This window comes from Streptomyces sp. NPDC021212, from assembly GCF_044332925.1.
Lineage (GTDB): Bacteria > Actinomycetota > Actinomycetes > Streptomycetales > Streptomycetaceae > Streptomyces.
The window spans coordinates 788,572-806,811 of sequence record NZ_JBIRPZ010000002.1 but is presented as its reverse complement, the minus strand read 5'-3'; the positions used below and the strand labels follow the sequence as shown (position 1 = coordinate 806,811).

The window sequence follows — 18,240 nt, the reverse complement described above, 5'->3', positions numbered from 1 at the left end:
CGGGGCGGAGGCATGTCCGGAATGCCGCGGGCAAGATGACACCTATTCGGGTATTGGCCCACGCCGTGGCCCGGCCCCGCCGTACCGTTGAAGACGGTGTCGCAGATCTTGCGTGCGAAGGAGTCTTCCACCTATGGAGCATGGCACGTCGCGCGGTGACGGCGGGCTGGGCGGGGCGCCCAGGGTGCCGGCGCAGCGGACGGAGGTGTCCGGCCGGATTCCGCTCGCGGTGGTCGTCGTCGGCGCCGACGGGCTGGTCACGCACTGGAGTTCCGGCGCCCGCAAGCTCTTCGGACGCACCCGCGAGCAGGCCGTCGGTGTGCCCGCCGTCGATCTGATGCCGGTCTCCGGCGCATTGCGCGGCGCGGAGCTGCCGGCGGAGGCGGATCTGCCCGACCTGCCGGACCTGCCTGACGTGATGGACCTGCCCGACCTGCCGGACCTGCGGGACGGGGCCGCCTGGACACCCACCCGGGCCCCTGCCCCCGGGCCGGACGGCGCCTTCGGCGGCGCGCGGTCCTACCCCACGGCGGGGCGCGCCCGGATGACGCTCCCGGCCGACGACGCCACCCAGGTCGACGTCCTGTGGTGGGCGTACCCGCTCGCCGGACCGGGCCCCGAGCGGCTGCTGGTGCTGGCGGCGGACGCCAAGGGCCTCACCGGGGGCGCCCCGGACGAGCGGTTCGCGCCGGGTTTCGCGCTGCACACCGAGTTCCCCGGCGCCGAGTTGCTGGCCGGACGGCTGCCGGACATCCTGCCGAACATGGGCCCGGCCACCGGCGGCCGGATCGTCGCCCAGGTCCTCGAACTCGGCTACCCGGTGCTGGAGATCAGCCACCATGAGCGGGTCCCGGTCACCCCCGACTGGGGCATGCCCCGCTACCGCGAGCGCCAGGCCCGGCGCCGCGCGGCCGAGCAGCCGCCTTCCGGATCCGGACCCGAGGACCGCCGGGCCCCCGCGGAACGCGAAGACTTCCAAGACGACCTCGAAGACGACCTCGAATACGCCGCCGTCCGCGAGCGCCTGGAGTTCCTGAACGAGGTCAGCGGCCGCATCGGCAGCTCCCTCGATCTGGCCCGCACCATCCGCGAGGTGACCAGCGCCGCCGTCCCCCGCTTCGCGGACTTCGCCGGTACGCATCTGCGCGCCCAGGTCCTCGCGGGCGAGGGCTTCCCCGACGGCCCGCCGGACGTCACCACCGTCTGGCACCGCGTCTGGGTCGAGCACAACGATGAACCGGGGCGCTGGGACGACACGGTGCCGGTCGGGGAGAGCATCGCGTTCCCCGAGCACACCCCGTTCTTCCAGTGCATGGTCACCGGCGAACCCGTCCTCATCCCGTACCTCAGCGACGAGTTGGGCGACCGGATCGCCGGGCAGTTCGAGAAGCGGGACCTGCGGCCGCTGATCAACGGCCGGTCGATCCTCATCGTGCCGCTCAAGGCGCGCGACGTGGTCCTCGGCTTCATGGTGCTGCTGCGCCGCCCGGGCCGCGAGGCGTTCGACGACATGGACCGCACGACCGGCGCCGAACTCGCCGCCCGCGCCGGGCTCGTGCTCGACAACGCCCGGATGTACACGTACCAGGAGAACGTGGCCGAGACCCTGCAGGACAGCATGCTGCCGCAGGTGACGCCGCGCATGGCGGGCTGTGACACCGCCACCCGCTATCTGCCCGGCACCCGGCTCGGCCGGGTCGGCGGCGACTGGTTCGACGCCATCAAGCTGTCCGGCTCGCGCACCGCGCTCGTCGTCGGCGATGTGATGGGGCACGGGCTGAACTCGGCCGCGATGATGGGCCAGTTGCGCACCGCCGTCCAGACCATGGCCGCCCTCGACCTGCCGCCCGCGCAGCTGCTGCGCCACCTGGACGACCTGGCGCAGCGGCTCGGCGAGCACTATCTGGCCACCTGTCTGTACGCGGTCTACGACCCGATCCGCTCCGAGCTGCTCCTGGCCAACGCGGGCCACATCCCGCCCGTGCTGGTCCGCGCCCAGGACGGGCGCAGCGCGCTGCTGGACCTGCCGACCGGCGCGCCGATCGGCGTGGGCGGGGTCCCCTTCGAGACGGCCACGGTGCGGGTCGCGCCCGGCGACCGGCTCATCCTGTGCACCGACGGCCTGGTCGAGGTGCGCGGCCAGGACATCGGCGCCGGGCTCGCGGCGCTGTGCGAGTCCGCCGCCCATCCGGCGGCGTCGATGGACGAGGCGTGCGACACCGTCATCCGCGCCCTCAATCAACGCGGTGGCCGCAAGGACGACGTGGCGCTGCTGATGGCCCGGCTGAACGGCATCCCCTCCGACGACGTCGCCCAGTGGCGGCTGGCCCTCGACCCGGCCGAGGTGGGCCGGGCCCGTCGGCTGGTCCGGGAGCGGCTGCTGCGCTGGGGCCTCCCGCACGCCGTGGAGACGGCCGAACTGCTCGTCAGCGAGGCCGTGACCAACGCGGTGCGGCATGCCCACACCCACCATGTGGTGCTGCGCCTGGTCCGCGCCGAGGCGCTGCTGTGCGAGGTCTCGGACGACGACCACGAACTGCCCGCGCTGCTGGACGCCCGCCCGGATGACGAGTACGGTCGCGGGCTGCGCGTGATCAGCGAGCTGGCCAGGGAGTGGGGGACGAGCCGGACGCGGCAGGGCAAGACCGTGTGGTTCGAGCAGGCGCTGACGGGCCCTGAGCGCCATCCCTGACGCACGGAGGGGCGAACGGACGTGGGGAGCGGCGATGGATGTGTCGGAGCGGTACCGGGAAGCGTGGGAGAGCTACTGGCGGGAGACCTCGGACGCCCCGGGGGAGGCCATCTGGGACGCCGACCCGTCGCTGAGCGCCGCCCGGGACGTCGACCGCTTGGCCCGGCATGCCGACCCCGCCCTCCCCATCGTCGACCTGGGCTGCGGAAACGGCACCCAGACCCGCTATCTGGCCGCCCGCTTCGGCCGCGCCCTGGGCGTCGACCTGTCCCATGCGGCGGTCGCGCACGCGCGGCGCGCCGATACGGCGGGGACCGTCGAGTTCCGGCAGCTGAGCCTCACGGACCCGGCGGCCGTGGGTGAGCTGCACGAGCGGCTCGGCGACGTCAACGTCTATATGCGCGCCGTCATCCACCAGAGCGACGCCCCCGATCGCCGCCCGGTCGCCGAGGCGGTGGCCACCCTGGTGGGCCGGCGCGGCCGGGGCTTCGTCACGGAGCTGACGGAGGAGTCCAAGACGACGCTGGCCCGCCTCGCCGAATCCCCCGGCGGCCCACCCCTCAAGCTCCGCCGCGTCTTCGACCACGGCCTCAAACCCGCCGACGCGGGCGATGTCGAGGTGCCGGAGCTGCTGGCGGCGGCGGGCCTGCGGATCCTGGCCGAGGGCCCCACCGCCCTGGCCCAGACGGAGCAATGGCCCGACGGTTCCCGGGTGGAGCTGCCGGCCCGGTGGTTCGTGGTGGCTCCTGCGGCGGCCCGTGCGTCGGGGGGCTAGAGGGGTTATCCACAGGGGTGGTTCGGCCCCCGTGCACCGCGTAACGTAACGAACCATGAAGATCCTCATCAGCGCCGACATGGAGGGTGCCACCGGCGTGACCTGGCCGGGCGACGTCCTGCCCGGCACCCCGCAGTGGGAGCGCTGCCGGCACCCGTTCACCTCGGATGTGAACGCGGCGGTGCTGGGGTTCTTCGACGGCGGCGCGGACGAGGTGCTCATCAACGAGGCGCACTGGTCCATGCGCAATCTGCTGCTGGAGAAGCTGGACCCGCGAGCGCAGATGATCACCGGGCGGCACAAGACGCTGAGCATGGTCGAGGGGGTGCAGCACGGCGATGTGGACGGGGTGGCGTTCATCGGCTACCACACCGGCGCGGGCACCGAGGGCGTGCTCGCGCACACCTACCTCCCCAACACCGTGACGGGCGTCTGGGCGAACGGCGCCCGGGCGAGCGAGGGGCTGCTCAACGCGCTCGTGGTCGCCGAATACGGCGTGCCGGTGGTGCTGGTCACCGGCGACGACCTGACCTGCGAGGATGCCAAGGGCTATGCGCCGGACGCCCGGTGTGTCGCCGTCAAGGACTACGTCTCGCGGTACGCGGCGGTGTGCCGCACCCCCGCCCGTACCGCCGCGGACATCCGGGAGGCGGCTCGGGAGGCCGCCGCGCTGGCGGTGCGCCATGAACCCCCGCACCGCGGGCCGTTCACCATCGAGCTGGAATTCGACGCCGAGCATCTGGTGGGGGCGGCGAGCGTCGTGCCGGGCGTGGAGCGCAGCGGCGAGCGGCGCGTCGCCTACACCTCACCGACCATGTACGAGGGGATCCGTTGCTTCAAGGCGGTCACGACGGTCGTATCGGCCGCGGTGGAGGAGCAATATGGCTGACACGGTCCGTCCGTCACGTCCCGAGGCGATCGACGCGCAGGCGCTGGAGGAGGTGGTGCGGTTCACCTCCGAGCTGATCGCGATCGACACCACCAACCGCGGCGGAGGGGAGTGCTCGGAGCGCCCGGCCGCCGAGTACGTGGCGGAGATGCTCAGCGACGTGGACATCGACCCCACGCTGCTGGAGCGGTCGCCGGGGCGCACCAATGTGGTCGCCCGGATCGAGGGCACCGACCAGGCCGCGCCCGCGCTCCTCGTCCACGGCCATCTGGACGTGGTGCCCGCCGAGCCCGCCGACTGGACCGTGCACCCCTTCTCCGGGGAGGTGCGCGACGGAGTGGTGTGGGGCCGGGGCGCCATCGACATGAAGAACATGGACGCGATGGTCCTCGCCGTCGTCCGGGCCTGGGCCCGGGCCGGGGTGCGGCCCCGCCGGGACATCGTGCTGGCCTTCACCGCCGACGAGGAGGACAGCGCCGCCTGGGGCTCCGGCTATCTCGCCGACCAGCACCCGGAGCTGTTCGAGGGCTGCACCGAGGGCATCAGCGAATCCGGCGCCTTCACCTTCCACGCCGGGCCCGGGCTGCGGCTCTACCCCATCGCGGCGGGGGAGCGCGGTACGGCCTGGCTGAAGCTCACCGCGCACGGCAGGGCCGGGCACGGCTCGAAGGTCAACCGGTCCAACGCGGTCAGCCGGCTGGCCGCCGCCGTCGCTCGCATCGGCGACCACCGCTGGCCGGTCCGGCTGACGCCCACCGTCAAGGCGGCGCTCACCGAGATCGCCGCGCTCCAGGACATCCCGGCCGACGTGGAGGCGCCCGGCTTCGACGTCGACGAACTGCTCGCCAAGCTGGGCCCGGCCGCCGCCCTCATCGAGCCGACCGTGCGCAACAGCGCCAACCCGACGGTCCTGGAGGCCGGTTACAAGATCAACGTGATCCCCGGGAGCGCCACCGCCTACGTCGACGGGCGGATGCTGCCCGGCGGTGAGGACGAGTTCCGGGACACCCTCGACCGGCTCACCGGCCCGGACGTCGACTGGGAGTTCCACCACCGCGAGGTCCCGCTCCAGGCCCCGGTCGGGCCCGAGGCGCCCACGTACGAGGCGATGCGCGCCGCCGTCCAGCGCTTCGACCCGGGCGGCCACGCCGTGCCGTACTGCATGTCGGGCGGCACCGACGCCAAGCAGTTCTCCCGCCTCGGCATCCGCGGCTACGGCTTCTCGCCGCTGCGGCTGCCCGAGGGCTTCGACTACCAGGCGCTCTACCACGGCGTGGACGAGCGGGTGCCGGTCGACGCCCTGCACTTCGGCGTCCGGGTGCTCGACCACTTCCTCCAGAGGGCGTGAGCGGGTGCGGCAGACGACGGCCACGGCCCCGTACGGCACCTGGCCCTCCCCGATCGGCGCCAATCTTGCCGCCTCGCACGACGGCCACCCCGAGTACGTGGGCACGGTCGGGCCCGAGGTGTGGTGGACCGCGCCCCGCCCCACCGAGGGCGGCCGCCGCGCGCTGATCCGGCGGCGGGCCGACGGCACCGAGGAGCCGGTGCTGCCCCCGCCGTGGAACGCGCGCAGCCAGGTCATGGGCTACGGCGGCACCCCCTGGGCCGCGGCGCCGCGCCCGTCCGGCGGCCCGCTGGTGGTGTTCGTCCACTTCGCCGACCAGCGGCTGTACGCGTACGAGCCGGACGCCCCGGCGGCCACCCCGCCGCGCCCGCTGACCCCGGTGTCGGAGGTGGGTGAGGGGCTGCGCTGGGCGGACCTCCGGCTCCCGCCGGACCGGGGCGAAGTGTGGTGCGTGCTGGAGGAGTTCACGGGGGAGCGGCCGACCGACGTACGACGCGTGATCGCCGCCGTCCCGCTGGACGGCTCGGCCGCCGAGGACCGCACGCGGGTCCGCGAACTGACCGACGCCCGCCACGACTTCGTCACCGGCCCCCGGCTCTCGCCGGACGGCCGCCGGGTCGCGTGGATCGCCTGGGACCACCCCCGGATGCCGTGGGACGGCACGGTGGTGATGGTCGCCGATGTCCCGGACGTCCCGGCTGACGGCCCGTTCCGCGAGGCCCGTGCGGTGCTGGGCGGGCCGGAGGAGTCCATCCCCCAGATCGACTGGGCCCCCGACGGCGCGCTCCTCGCCACCACGGACCGCACCGGCTGGTGGAACCTCCACCGGCTGCCGCCGCGAGTCCCCGCGGCGGCAGGGCCCCACGTGGGCGCGGGTGCCGCCCCCGGGCCCGGATCAGACGCTGCCCCCGGGGCGGGTGCCGGGCGCGGGCCGACTGCCGGGTCTGTGGCCGCAGCCGGGCTCGGGCCGGGTGCCGTGCCTGGGCCTGGCGCAGATGCCGGACGGGGGGACGCCGCCGGGCCCGGAGTAGATGCCGGATGTGGGCCAACTGCCGGGTCAGTAGCCGGGCTTGGGGCAGATGCCGCGTCTGAGGGGGGCGAGGCGCGTGTGGCCGCAGCCGGGCCCGGGGTAGGTGCCGGGCCCGAGTCGGCTGCCGAGTCTCGGCGAGCCGCTGGGTGGGGGCCAACTGCCGGGTCCACGGCCGCTGCCGGGTCATGGGCCGAGGCTGGGCTCGGGGCAGATGTCGGGTCTGAGCCAGAGACCGCGCCCGGCCCATCCGCCGCACGTGCCGCCGCCGGGCCGGGGGCAGACGTCGCGTCTGAGCCGGCCGCCGGGCCGGGGGCAGGGGGTGTGCCCGAGCCGGCCGCCGGGTCTGGGCCATCCGCCGGGGGCGTGGCCGCCGCCGGACACGGACCGCCTGCCGAGCGTGGGGCCGCCGCCGGGGCCGGGCAAGGTGCCGGGGCGCGGGGGGTGTGCCCTCGTCAGGAGGAGTTCGGGGGGCCCTTGTGGAAGCTGGGCCACCGTTGGTTCGCGCCGCTGGACGGTGGGCTCATCGCCGTGCTGCACGGGCGGGGCGCCCAGACGCTCGGGATCCTCGACCCCGAGACCGGTGAGCTGGCCGACGTGGCCGGGCCGTGGACCGAGTGGGAGCCGACGCTCGCCGTGGACGGCGACCGGGTCGTCGGCGTGGCCGCGAGCCCGCGCAGCGGGCATGAGGTCGTGGAGCTGGACACCCGCACCGGCCGCGCCCGCGTCATCGGCAGTGCCCACACCGACCCCGTCGACCCCGCGTACTACCCGGAGCCCCAGGTCCGCACCTTCACCGGGGCGGACGGCCGCGAGATCCACGCCCACCTCTACCCGCCCCACAACCCCGGCCACACCGCCCCGCCCGGCGAGCTGCCGCCCTACGTGGTATGGGCGCACGGCGGGCCCACCGGGCGGGCCCCGCTCGTCCTCGACCTGGAGATCGCGTACTTCACCTCGCGCGGCATCGGCGTCGCCGAGGTCAACTACGGCGGGTCCACCGGCTACGGCCGCGCCTACCGCGACCGACTGCGCGAGCGGTGGGGCGTGGCCGACGTCGAGGACTGCGCCGCCGTCGCCGGGGCGCTCGCCGACGAGGGTGTCGCCGACCGGGCCCGGCTGGCGATCCGCGGGGGCAGCGCGGGCGGCTGGACGGCGGCCGTGTCGCTCACCGCCATCCGGCTGTACGCGTGCGGCACGGTCATCTATCCGATCCTCGACCCCGCCGCCTGGGCCACCGGCGAGACCCATGACTTCGAATCGCGATACGCCGAGTCGCTGATCGGCCCGGTCGCCGAGGTCCCGGACCGGTACCGGGAGCGTTCGCCGCTGCACCGGGTCGACCGGATCACCGCGCCGTTCCTGCTGCTCCAGGGGCTGGACGACACGATCTGCCCGCCGGCGCAGTGTGAGCGGTTCGTCGCGGCGATGGCGGGGCGCGGGGTGCCGCACGCGTATCTCACCTTCGAGGGCGAGGGGCACGGCTTCCGCCGCGCCGACACCATGGTCCGCGCCCTGGAGGCCGAACTGTCCCTGTACGCCCATGCCTTCGGCCTGTCCGTGCCCGGGGTGCCCGACCTGGAGCTGCGCACATGAGCGCGCCGCATGCCGCGGGCGCCCCGGGACCCCTGGGTGCCCTGGGCACCCTCGGCAGCGATAGCGTGAGGGGCAGCGCCGAGATCCGATATGCGAGATGTCTCGCCATCATTCGTTCTGGAGGAGCCAGTTGACCACCGCACGGGCCCCGCGCCTCGTCGGCCGTGAGCCGCTGCCCACCGCCCTGGCCGGTGGGTGGCCGCAGGGCGGCGAGCCCGAGACCTGGCTGCTCAGCGTCTCGGTCTTCATCGCCGCCCTGGACGCCGCCGCACCCGCCAAGATCCTCGACGCCGAGGAGCTGGAGCGAGCCGGGAGGTTCCTGCGTGCCGAGGACCGGGAGCGGTACACGGCGGCCCACATCGGGCTGCGGCAGCTGCTCGGCGGCTATCTGGGAGTGGACCCGGCCGGTGTGCCGTTCACCCGGGAGTCCTGCCCCGGCTGCGGCGGCCCGCACGGCCGCCCGGCGGTGGTCGGCACCCCGCTCCACTTCAATATGTCGCACGCCGGCGACCTCGTGCTCTTCGCCTTCGCGGGGACTCCGGTCGGGGCCGATGTGGAGAAGCTCCAGCCGACTTCCGTGGTGGACCAGGTGGCCCAGAGCCTGCACCCCAGGGAGCGCGCCGAGCTGGGCGCGCTGCCGGAGGCCGACCGGCCCGCCGCCTTCGGGCGCTGCTGGACGCGCAAGGAGGCGTATCTGAAGGGCATCGGCACCGGGCTGTCCCAGGACCCGGCGCAGGACTACGTCGGCACCGGCCGGGAGCCGGTGCCGGTGGGACCGTGGGCGCTGATCGACGTACCTGTGGAGTCCGGTTACGCGGCGGCCATGGCCCTGCGCGACCCCGGCCGGGCTTAAGGTCAAGAGAACCCCTCGCGCAGGGCGTTCATGGATGTGACCGGACCGGTAGGTGGTCGTTCATTGCGATGGCGGTGGCCCGGCTTCCGTACGATCATTGCCCCATGCCTGATCACGCGTATCTCGCCGAGGGAACCCGCACCGCCATCCGGCCCCATCGGCGTGCGGACGGCGCCGAATTCGTCCGGCTCGCGCGGAAGAGCGTCTCTTTCCACCGCCCCTGGCTGACGCTGCCCACGACCGACGAGGCGTACGAGGGCTTCATCGCCCAGCTGGAGCGGGAGGACCGGCACGGCTTCCTGGTCTGCGTGCGGGAGACCGGTGCGCTCGCCGGGTACATCAACATCAACAACGTCGTGCGCGGCGCGTTCCAGTGCGGCGCGATCGGCTACGGTGCCTTCCCGCCCGCCGCCGGGCGCGGCTATATGTCCGAGGGGCTCGGCCTCGTGCTGCGGCAGGCCTTCGGGCCGCTCGGGCTGCACCGGATCGAGGTCAACATCCAGCCCGGCAACGAGGCGTCGACCGCGCTCGTCAAGCGGCACGGCTTCCGGCTGGAGGGCTTTTCGCCCGACTTCCTCTACATCGAGGGCGCGTGGCGCGACCACGACCGCTGGGCCATCACCAGCGACATGCTGGGGCCCGCGTAACAGCGGTCGGCGGGGCGCCGGGGGAGGCGCCCCGCCGACCGGCCGGGGATGTGCCGTCAGGCGCCGGGGTTCCGGTCCACGTACTCGAAGATCGAACCGTCCGGGTGGCGGGCCACCAGCATGCGGCCCGTGGGGGCGGGGATCGGGCCCGCGACGATCTGCGCGCCGACCGCCGTCAGATCGGCGATCGCCTCGTCCACGTCCTTCACCGCGATCGTCGCCGTGATCTTGCGGAGGATCTCCATCTCCGACTCCGGGCCGCTCATCAGGAAGAAGCAGCCGACCGCCGCGACCGAGACGCCGCCGCGTTGGAAGCGGGATGCCTCGGCGCCGGTGAGGCGTTCGTAGACGCTGATGGCGGAGTCCAGATCGTCGACGCAGACCCGCAGTGAAGTCCCCATGATGTCCATGCGGCGAGCCTAGTTGAACCGCAACCGCACGTCAGACACGGCACAGGACCTCGCCGTGGAGTACGGCGAACCAGCCGTCGTCCCGGTTGCCCCACTCGCGCCAGGCGTCTGCGATGTCCCGCAGCTCGGACTCCGTGGCGTGGCCGCCCTCCACGGCGCGCCGGGCGTACGAGGACGCGACTGTACGGTCCGCCCACAGGCCGCTCCACCACGCCCGCTCGTCGGGGGTGGCGTAGCACCAGGCGTCGGCGGTGGAGGTGAGGGCGGTGTCGGCGAAGCCCGCCTCCAGGGCCCAGGACCGCAGCCGGCGTCCCGCGTCCGGCTCGCCGCCGTTGGCACGCGCGACCCGGCGGTAGAGGTCCAGCCAGGCGTCCAGCCCGGGGACGTGCGGATACCAGGTCATGGTGGCGTAGTCGCCGTCGCGGGCCGCGACGATGCCGCCCGGCTTGCACACCCGCCGCATCTCGCGCAGCGCCCGCACCGGGTCGCCGACGTGCTGGAGCACCTGGTGGGCGTGGACGACGCAGAAGGCGTCGTCGGGGAAGTCCAGATCGTGGACATCGGCGACCGCGAAGCGGGTATTGGTCAGGCCGCGCTCCTCGGCGGCCGACCGCGCCCGCTCCAGGATGGCGGGCTCCGTGTCGACGCCGACGACCTCGCCCCGGGGCACCAGTGCGGCCAGGTCGGCGGTGATGGTGCCGGGTCCGCAGCCGATGTCCAGGATCCGCATATGGGGCACGAGATGGCCGGTCAGATAGGCCGCGGAGTTGGCGGCCGTGCGCCAGGTGTGTGAGCGCAGCACCGACTCGTGGTGCCCGTGGGTGTAGACGGCGTCGTTCGGCATGACGGTACTCCTCGTCGAGTCGACCGCGATCAGGAACGATCACCACCGTACGCCTGAATCTCGTATGGCGAGAAGAGTTGTCTCATCATATGGGCGTGGCATGGCATGACAAGAGACGGCGGGGACCGGCAACTCCCGTTCCCCGCCGTCTCCTTGGCACCCGTCAGCCGGGCACCCGCTCCAGATCCCCCATGCTCACCACACCCACCGGGCACCCCGCCCGGACCACCGGAAGCCGCCGCACCTCATGCTGCCGCATCAGCGCGACCGCCTCGGCGATCTCCTCGTCGGGGCCGATGGTGACCGGGTTCGGGGTGCACACCAGATGGCAGCTGACCGTCAGCGGATCGACGCCGTCCGCGACCGCGCGCAGCGTGACGTCGCGGTCGGTGAGGACGCCCAGCAACTCACCGTCGAGCTCCACGAACACGCCGCCGATGTCCTTCGCGCGCATCAGTTGCGCCGCTTCCACCAGCGAGGCATCGGGACGCACCGAGGTGACCGTCGGCGTCATGACGTCTCTCACGTACTGAGGCATGGCGCTCGCCTTCTTCGGTGTGCCGGGGCCACGACCTTACGCCTCGGGGCGCAGGCCGAGCGCGGAGACCACCTCCTGCACGTTACGGAACGTTTCCTGGGCGGGCAGCTCCTCGGCCAGTGCGATCAGCCGGTCCGGTGCGTGCCGCTCGTGCAGCACGCGCAGCACCGCGCTCCGTCCCGCCGGGAATGTCGTACGGCCCAGATGGCGGGCGAACTCGAAGCGGAGCGCCTCCGCCTGGCCGGTCGCCCCGGGCGAGGGCACCGGACCGGTCGTCACCTCCGGGTCGTCGTCGGCGGCGGGCTCCGGGTCGTGCCACTCCTCGACCCGGGTCGGGTGGCCGGAACGGATCAGTCCCTGAAGCTCCTGCTTCATCTCCTCGTCCCGGTGAACGCTCAGCCGGTTGCTGCCTCGCTGCATGTCGGTCCCCTTCCTTCATGGGTCCGTTTCGCTCGTGGGATGGTCATGTCCCCGAGTTCACTGCGTCGTGCCGCCCTCGTACGGCCAGCGCAGCAGTGCGCCCAGCCCCCCGACCGGGGCGCCGTTCGCGTCCTCCGTTCCGGTGCCGGGCGGCACCGTCAGCACCTCGGCGCCGGTGGCCGCGGCCGAGCGGATCAGCGCGTCGTCCGCGCGCACCGCGACGGGCTGGGTGTCGCCCAGGTACTGCAGGTCGGTGCGGCGCATCGCCACCTGGTCGGGCTCGGCCCCCGCCCATACGTCGCGGTACAGGTCGGTGCCGTCCGGCCGGATCAGCAGCGTGCCGATGCGGTGCTCGCGCGCCGCGTCGACCAGCGCCGGAACGCCTTCCGCCGCCGTCACGCGGCCGTCCGCGGGCACGCGGCCGGCCCGGAACCGTTCCATCGCCTCCTCGGTGTGGTCGTGCAGATGCCGGGCCCGCACCTCGTCCACATCGCGGTCCAGCAGCCGGGCGGCGTGCGTACCGGGCGAGGCCGAACCGGGGGCCCGGCCGCCGTGCGCGGTCTCCGCGGCCCTGCCGCGCAGCTGCTCCGGCAGCCGGTCGTGGACGGCGCGCCGCTCGCGCGCGTCCCCCACCAGCAGCACCAGTTCGGCCTGCGTCTCCTCCTGATGGGCTCGCAGCTCGTCCGCGATCAGCCCGGCGTTGTGCTCCCAGGTGTTCTCCGTCCGCAGCTGGAAATGGCGCTCCGACCAGTCGGACGTCGCGGTGCGGTGCACCGGCCACCGCTGCCCGGTCACCTGCCCGACGGACCGGTCGCCGCGCGCGCCGCGCAGCTCGAAGTCCGCGCCCGTGCGGTCGATGTACGCCACCAGGCAGGACGGATCGTCCCCCGCCAGCTCCACCAGCGGCCCCACGTGCGGCAGCGCCGACCAGCACGCGTGGGGCGCGCCCTGCGGCGGCGCCGTCAGCGACGGGTCGAGCACCACCTCGCCGCGCGAGGCGAAGACGGCCCGGCCCACCGGCTCGCTCGCCGGTGTCACCGCGGCCAGCTCGTCGTACACCGCACGGCACGTGCGGGCGTCTGCGCCCTGCTGCTCCAGCCGACGGCACGCCTCACGGGCGGAGCGCTCGTGCTCCTCGGCCGCGGCCTGGTCGGGGTGCGAGGTGTCGACGTAGACGGTTGCCCAGGGGCCTGGGCGTTCGAACAGCGGATTCAGAAATCCGAGTCGCATGTACTCCCTCCCGGCGTTCCGGGTGTTTCGTCCCTCTCGCGTACCCGTCGGCACCGCATCGACACGGGTCAGGAAGATTTCTCCGGAGGGTTTGATCCACTCCGGCCAGGGGACCCGGCGTGTGGCCGAGCGGCCCGTAGGGAGTGGGGGTGGCGCCGGGCACGGGAGATCAGGGGCCCGTGCCCGGCGCCTCTACGTCTGCCACGTTGTCCACAGCTGAGCCGTGTCAACAGCTGAGCCGTGTGAACGGCCGAGCCTTGTCAGCGGCCGAGCTTTGTTAACGGCTCCGCGCGCGGGTACTCGGGCGCGCATGACTGACACCTCCGCGAATCCGCTGCTGGCCAGACACGGTGAGGCGCTGGACCTGTTCACCGAGCGGGTGCACGCCGTACGGCCCGACCAGTGGGACGCCCCCACGCCCTGCACCGAGTGGACCGTGCGGGACCTGGTGAACCACCTGGCGGTCGAGCAGATGTGGGTCCCGGCGCTGCTCCGCGAAGGCGCGAGCGCCGGCGGCGAGAGCGACGTCCTGTCCGGCGACCAGCTCGGCGACGACCCGATCGCCACCTGGGACGCGGCCGCCGCCGTCGCCCGTACGGCCTTCCAGGAGCCGGGCGCCCTGGAACGCACCGTCGCCCTCTCCTACGGCGCGAGCCCGGCCACGGAGTACTGCGCGCAGATGACCGCCGACGCGACGGTCCACGCGTGGGATCTGTCCCGGGCCATCGGCGCCGACGAACGGCTCCCGAAGCCGCTGGTCGACTTCTCCGTGCGGGAGGTGGCGCCGTACGCGGCGGACCTGGAGAAGAGCGGCCTCTTCGCGGCTCCGGTGGAGCCCCCACCGGCCGCCGACGCCCAGACGAAGCTCCTGGCCCTGCTGGGCCGGGAAGCGTAGCCGGAACCGGGCGCCCGGCCCGTCCTCCGGGCGGACCTCAGCGGTCGACCGCCGGCATCGGACACTCCGGCGGGCATTGCTCACCGGTGCCGGCCTTCGTGCCGTCCCCGAGGGAGGCGAGAAGAAGGCGGAGCAGGCGGGCAAGCTGGTCCTGGTGTTCCGGGGCCATGCGCTGTAGGAGCTTGCGTTCGTTTTCGATGTGTCCTTCGACGACCCGGTCGACCAGTTCCCTTCCGTCGGCCGTCAGGGCGATCTTCACCTTGCGCCGGTTCTGGGCATCCGGCTCGCGCGTGAGCAGGCCCCGGTCCAGGAGCCGGGCGACGCGGTTGGTCATCGCCGCGGCTCCGATCATGCTGGCGGAGGCCAGTTCCTTGGAGCTGAGGGTGTACGGCGCACCGGCTCGTCGCAGTGTGGCGAGGACATCGAACTCCCAGCTCTCCAGCCCTTCGGAGCGCAGGTACGCGTCGACGTGCAGACCGGTCAGCCGGGCGGCACGGGACAGGCGCCCGATCACGCCCATCGGGGAGGCGTCGAGATCCGGCCGGGTGCGCCTCCACTGCTGAAGGATCACATCGACGGCATCGGTCACGCCTGCCGGTTCGGAGGGCGCGCCCGCCGAAGTCTCCTCGCTCGTGGTGGCCAACGTGCCGTCGGCTGTCTGCCGCTCGTCCGTCACGCGTCGGCTGCCCTCCGTTCCTTGATCGACCGGCCCTCGGCGTCGACGTCGAATCATTCGACACCAAATGTTCAACCGCCGAGAATACAGCCTGGTCAGACGCCAGGGGGCACCTGTCCGGACGTGGTACGAACCCGTCGCTGTGCGCCGGACCGTCGACGGGGCGGACGCCCTCATGGTCTTCACGCCGGAGTACCACGGCACGGCCTCGGGTGTCCTGAAGAACGCCCTCGACTGGCTCTCCCGCCCGTACGGGGCGAGCGCCCTGTCCGACAAGCCGACGGTCGTGCTGAGCGCGACGTATGGCCGGTTCGGCGGCGTATGGGCCCAGGAAGAAGTCAGCAAAGCGCTCGGTGTCGCCGGCGCCCGGGTGCTCCCCGGAAAGGGAGTCGCCGTGGGCGGAACGCAGACCCGCTTCGCCGGCACCCACCCCGCGTCAGGCGGTCCTCAGCGCTGCCCCGCGTGCAGGCCGACTGCAGGAGGTCTGACCGCACTGCCCCGGAGAACCGTGGCCCGCTCCGTGACCGGACGCTGCGTACGCAGCGTCCGGACGGCCTGGTCGACGAACACGAACTCACCGTGGACCAGGCGGTGGAGGAACTGCGCGACGGCTTCCGCATCACCCTCTCCGAGGAGGAAGCCGCCGCCGTACGGGCCTTCCTCGAGTGAACCGCGAACCGGGTCCGCGCCCTCCCGGCGCCACGCGGTGCCGGGTCAGGGCCGGATCGGCGGGCGGGAAGGATGGCGGTGGGCGGCCAGTGCTTCGGTGAAGGCCCGGGTGAACTCCTGGCTCGCCGCGCCCGTCGTCGTATCGGTGACCACGCCGTGGTCCGCGCAGACCTGGCCGTGCCCGGCGGACAGGTGAAGGCCGTCGGGGGTCAGGGCGCTGAGGATACCGACGCCGGAGCCCAGGGCGCCGATCGGCTTGCCGTGCCGGTAGGCGTCGCGGACGAAGCGCATGGCGGCCTCGTCGGAGGCCAGGTCGGGGGTGCCGGGGGGACCGCCGGGCAGCAGGACGGCGTCGTACAGGACGGAGGCGACGGTCGGCAGGGCGCGGTCCACCGCGTATCCGTTGCCGTCGCTGCCGCGCACCTTGCCGTCGTGGGCCGCGAGCGCCTCGACGACGGCGCCCTCGGCGGTCAGCGCCTCCTGGGCCTGGGTGAGCTGTTCGGCGTCCACGCCGTCCGTGACGAGCACCGCGACGGTGCGGGTGCGGATGGAGTGGTCGCCGCGCAGGTTGTCCAGGCTGAGCGCCGGGGAGGCGACGGGTTTGTGGTTGTCGGCGGCCGGGGCGGGATTGGCGACGCCGATGCCCTCGGCGACCTCGGTCGCCAGGCCGTAGTCGATGTGCGCCAGCTCCCCGACCGTACGCTCCCGCACCTGCGTCGCGCCGACCTTGCCCAGCTCGAAACGGAAGGCGTCGACGATGTGCTTGCGCTCCCAGTCGCTCATGCTGTTCCAGAACATGGCCGGCTGGCTGTAGAAGTCCTTGAAGCTGGGGCTGCGCTTGCGGATCTTGTCGCCGTCGACGCGTTCCGCGTAGTGGGTGTACGCGTAGCCGTCCGCCCCGGCGAGGGCGGGGCAGCCGCCGCCGAGCGAGTTGGGGGAGTAGTTGGTGCCGGTGTGGATCGTGCTCTGGTGGTAGCCATCGCGGTGGTTGGTGCGTACGGGGGCGACGGGCTGGTTGACCGGGATGTGGGCGAAGTTGGGGCCGCCGAGCCGGATCAGCTGGGTGTCCAGGTAGGAGAAGTTGCGGGCCTGGAGCAGCGGGTCGTTGGTGAAGTCGATGCCGGGGACGACGTTCGCGGTGTGGAACGCGACCTGTTCGGTCTCGGCGAAGAAGTTGTGCGGGTTGCGGTCCAGGACCATGCGGCCGATGGGCCGCACCGGCACCTGCTCCTCCGGGATGAGCTTGGTGGCGTCGAGCAGGTCGAAGTCGAAGTTGAACTCGTCCTCCTCCGGCACCAGTTGGACGCCCAGCTCCCACTCCGGGTACTCGCCCGCCTCGATGGCGTCCCACAGGTCGCGCCGGTTGAAGTCGGGGTCCCGGCCCTGGCACTCCTGGGCCTCGTCCCACACCAGGGAGTGGACGCCGAGCTTGGGCTTCCAGTGGAACTTCACGAACGTGCCCTTGCCGCTGCTGTCCACGAAGCGGAAGGTGTGCACGCCGAAGCCCTGCATCATCCGGTAGCTGCGCGGGATCGCCCGGTCCGACATCAGCCACATGATGGTGTGCAGGGTCTCGGGCTGGAGGGAGACGAAATCCCACAGGGTGTCGTGCGCGGAGGCACCGGTCGGGATGTCGTTGTGCGGTTCGGGTTTGAGCGCGTGCACGAAGTCGGGGAACTTGATGCCGTCCTGGATGAAGAAGACCGGCATGTTGTTGCCGACCAGGTCGTAGTTCCCCTCCGAGGTGTAGAACTTGGTGGCGAAGCCGCGTACGTCGCGCACCGTGTCGGCCGAGCCGCGCGGCCCCTGCACGGTGGAGAACCGTACGAAGACGGGGGTGCGGACGGAGGGGTCCTGGAGGAAGGCGGCCTTGGTGAACTCCGCGCAGGACTCGTACGGCTCGAAGTACCCGTAAGCCCCCGCGCCGCGCGCGTGCACCACCCGCTCCGGGATCCGCTCGTGGTCGAAGTGGGTGAGCTTCTCGCGGAAGTGGAAGTCCTCCACCAGCGTGGGGCCGCGCTCGCCCGCCGAGAGCGAGTCGTCGGTGTGGTCGACCGCCACGCCCTGGTCGGTGGTCAGCGGCCCCTCGGCCGGGTCGGCGGCCAGGTGTTCTTCGCGCTGCCGCTCCTTGCGGTCCGGCTGCTCGGTCATCGCGCCGCTCCCTTCGCGAACTCCTCCACAAAGGCCTCGTTGAACGCCTTGAGGTCGTCCGGCTTGCGGCTGGTGATCAGGGTGTTCGGGCCGCCCTGGCAGATCTTGACCTGCTCGTCCACCCAGACACCGCCCGCGTTGGTGATGTCGGTGCGCAGGCTGGGCCACGAGGTGAGGGTGCGGCCGCGTACGACGTCGGCCTCGACCAGCGTCCAGGGGGCGTGGCAGATGGCGGCGACCGGCTTGCCCGCGTCGAAGAAGCCCTTGACGAAGGCGACGGCCCGCTTGTCCAGGCGCAGGAAGTCGGGGTTGGCGACGCCGCCGGGCAGGACCAGGCCGTCGTACTCCTCGACCGTCGCGTCCTTCACCGTCTGGTCGACCTCGAAGGTGTCCGCCTTGTCCAGGTGGTGGAACCCCTGGATGCGGCCGGATGTGGTGGACACCAGTCGGGGCGTGCCGCCGGCGTCGCGGACCGCTTGCCAGGGATCGGTGAGTTCGACCTGCTCAACGCCTTCGGGGGCGACGAGGAAGGCGACCTTCATTGCGTTCACGTCCTTTCCGGTGTCAGTCATAAGTCATG

17 protein-coding genes and 1 pseudogene are annotated in these 18,240 nt (G+C 72.9%); 10 read left to right on the top strand and 8 right to left on the bottom strand.

The genetic code is table 11. The features are described from left to right. The first annotated feature begins 133 nt into the window (after nucleotides 1-133). The 7 genes from ACH4SI_RS07850 to ACH4SI_RS07820 all read left to right on the top strand — a co-directional run bounded on the left by ACH4SI_RS07850 (nucleotide 134) and on the right by ACH4SI_RS07820 (nucleotide 9,827). Nucleotides 134-2,692, top strand: a complete 2,559-nt coding sequence (locus ACH4SI_RS07850) for a SpoIIE family protein phosphatase (protein WP_398293754.1) — start codon at nucleotides 134-136, stop codon at nucleotides 2,690-2,692. 34 nt (nucleotides 2,693-2,726) lie between these two features. Beyond that, complete coding sequence (locus tag ACH4SI_RS07845; RefSeq protein ID WP_398293752.1) at nucleotides 2,727-3,467, top strand: methyltransferase domain-containing protein; 741 nt, start codon at nucleotides 2,727-2,729, stop codon at nucleotides 3,465-3,467. 55 nt (nucleotides 3,468-3,522) lie between these two features. Further along, the gene (locus tag ACH4SI_RS07840; protein ID WP_398293750.1) at nucleotides 3,523-4,356 is read left to right on the top strand and encodes a M55 family metallopeptidase; all 834 of its coding nucleotides are present in this window, start codon (nucleotides 3,523-3,525) and stop codon (nucleotides 4,354-4,356) included. After that, nucleotides 4,349-5,704: a M20/M25/M40 family metallo-hydrolase gene (locus ACH4SI_RS07835; RefSeq protein WP_398293748.1), complete on the top strand. Its 1,356-nt coding sequence runs from the start codon at nucleotides 4,349-4,351 to the stop codon at nucleotides 5,702-5,704. Before ACH4SI_RS07840 ends, ACH4SI_RS07835 begins: the two co-directional genes overlap by 8 nt. Before the next feature lie 4 nt (nucleotides 5,705-5,708). Then, nucleotides 5,709-8,327, top strand: coding sequence for a prolyl oligopeptidase family serine peptidase (locus ACH4SI_RS07830; protein WP_398293746.1), 2,619 nt, complete (start codon nucleotides 5,709-5,711; stop codon nucleotides 8,325-8,327). A 130-nt stretch (nucleotides 8,328-8,457) separates the two neighbouring features. Next, a complete protein-coding gene (locus ACH4SI_RS07825) occupies nucleotides 8,458-9,180 on the top strand; it encodes a 4'-phosphopantetheinyl transferase family protein (protein WP_398293744.1) in 723 nt (240 codons plus the stop codon). A gap of 104 nt (nucleotides 9,181-9,284) precedes the next feature. Further along, a complete protein-coding gene (locus ACH4SI_RS07820) occupies nucleotides 9,285-9,827 on the top strand; it encodes a GNAT family N-acetyltransferase (RefSeq protein WP_398293742.1) in 543 nt (180 codons plus the stop codon). A gap of 56 nt (nucleotides 9,828-9,883) precedes the next feature. On the opposite strand, the gene ACH4SI_RS07815 is transcribed toward ACH4SI_RS07820, so the two are convergent. From ACH4SI_RS07815 to ACH4SI_RS07795, 5 genes are all read right to left on the bottom strand, one after another. Next, a complete protein-coding gene (locus ACH4SI_RS07815; protein ID WP_123099071.1) occupies nucleotides 9,884-10,237 on the bottom strand; it encodes a VOC family protein in 354 nt (117 codons plus the stop codon). A gap of 31 nt (nucleotides 10,238-10,268) precedes the next feature. Next, the gene (locus ACH4SI_RS07810) at nucleotides 10,269-11,081 is read right to left on the bottom strand and encodes a methyltransferase domain-containing protein (protein ID WP_398293739.1); all 813 of its coding nucleotides are present in this window, start codon (nucleotides 11,079-11,081) and stop codon (nucleotides 10,269-10,271) included. 163 nt (nucleotides 11,082-11,244) lie between these two features. Next, nucleotides 11,245-11,619 (bottom strand): CBS domain-containing protein, encoded by a 375-nt coding sequence (locus tag ACH4SI_RS07805; protein ID WP_398293737.1) that lies wholly within the window; start codon nucleotides 11,617-11,619, stop codon nucleotides 11,245-11,247. A 36-nt stretch (nucleotides 11,620-11,655) separates the two neighbouring features. Beyond that, entirely contained in the window at nucleotides 11,656-12,039 is a 384-nt protein-coding gene (locus tag ACH4SI_RS07800; RefSeq protein WP_398293735.1) for a DUF2795 domain-containing protein, read from the bottom strand. 57 nt (nucleotides 12,040-12,096) lie between these two features. After that, nucleotides 12,097-13,269, bottom strand: a complete 1,173-nt coding sequence (locus ACH4SI_RS07795) for a Vms1/Ankzf1 family peptidyl-tRNA hydrolase (protein WP_398293733.1) — start codon at nucleotides 13,267-13,269, stop codon at nucleotides 12,097-12,099. 310 nt (nucleotides 13,270-13,579) lie between these two features. Here ACH4SI_RS07795 and ACH4SI_RS07790 point away from each other — a divergent pair, with 310 nt between their 5' ends. Next, nucleotides 13,580-14,164 carry a TIGR03086 family metal-binding protein gene (locus tag ACH4SI_RS07790; RefSeq protein WP_398293731.1) on the top strand — a complete coding sequence of 195 codons (585 nt, stop codon included), beginning with the start codon at nucleotides 13,580-13,582 and terminating at the stop codon, nucleotides 14,162-14,164. Between the two features lie 37 nt (nucleotides 14,165-14,201). On the opposite strand, the gene ACH4SI_RS07785 is transcribed toward ACH4SI_RS07790, so the two are convergent. Beyond that, entirely contained in the window at nucleotides 14,202-14,840 is a 639-nt protein-coding gene (locus ACH4SI_RS07785) for a MarR family winged helix-turn-helix transcriptional regulator (protein WP_398293729.1), read from the bottom strand. A 67-nt stretch (nucleotides 14,841-14,907) separates the two neighbouring features. On the opposite strand from ACH4SI_RS07785, the pseudogene ACH4SI_RS07780 reads away from it, so the two are divergent. Continuing rightward, a pseudogene (locus ACH4SI_RS07780) lies at nucleotides 14,908-15,231 on the top strand (NAD(P)H-dependent oxidoreductase); the annotation flags it as partial. Nucleotides 15,232-15,302: 71 nt separating this feature from the next. Beyond that, nucleotides 15,303-15,509 carry a hypothetical protein gene (locus tag ACH4SI_RS07775; protein ID WP_398293975.1) on the top strand — a complete coding sequence of 69 codons (207 nt, stop codon included), beginning with the start codon at nucleotides 15,303-15,305 and terminating at the stop codon, nucleotides 15,507-15,509. Between the two features lie 45 nt (nucleotides 15,510-15,554). Here the strand turns inward: ACH4SI_RS07775 and ACH4SI_RS07770 are convergent, their stop codons facing one another. Then, nucleotides 15,555-17,660 carry a catalase gene (locus ACH4SI_RS07770; RefSeq protein WP_398293727.1) on the bottom strand — a complete coding sequence of 702 codons (2,106 nt, stop codon included), beginning with the start codon at nucleotides 17,658-17,660 and terminating at the stop codon, nucleotides 15,555-15,557. Beyond that, nucleotides 17,657-18,202 (bottom strand): type 1 glutamine amidotransferase domain-containing protein, encoded by a 546-nt coding sequence (locus ACH4SI_RS07765; RefSeq protein WP_398293961.1) that lies wholly within the window; start codon nucleotides 18,200-18,202, stop codon nucleotides 17,657-17,659. The genes ACH4SI_RS07770 and ACH4SI_RS07765 overlap by 4 nt, the downstream gene beginning before the upstream one ends. Nucleotides 18,203-18,240 lie beyond the last annotated feature (38 nt).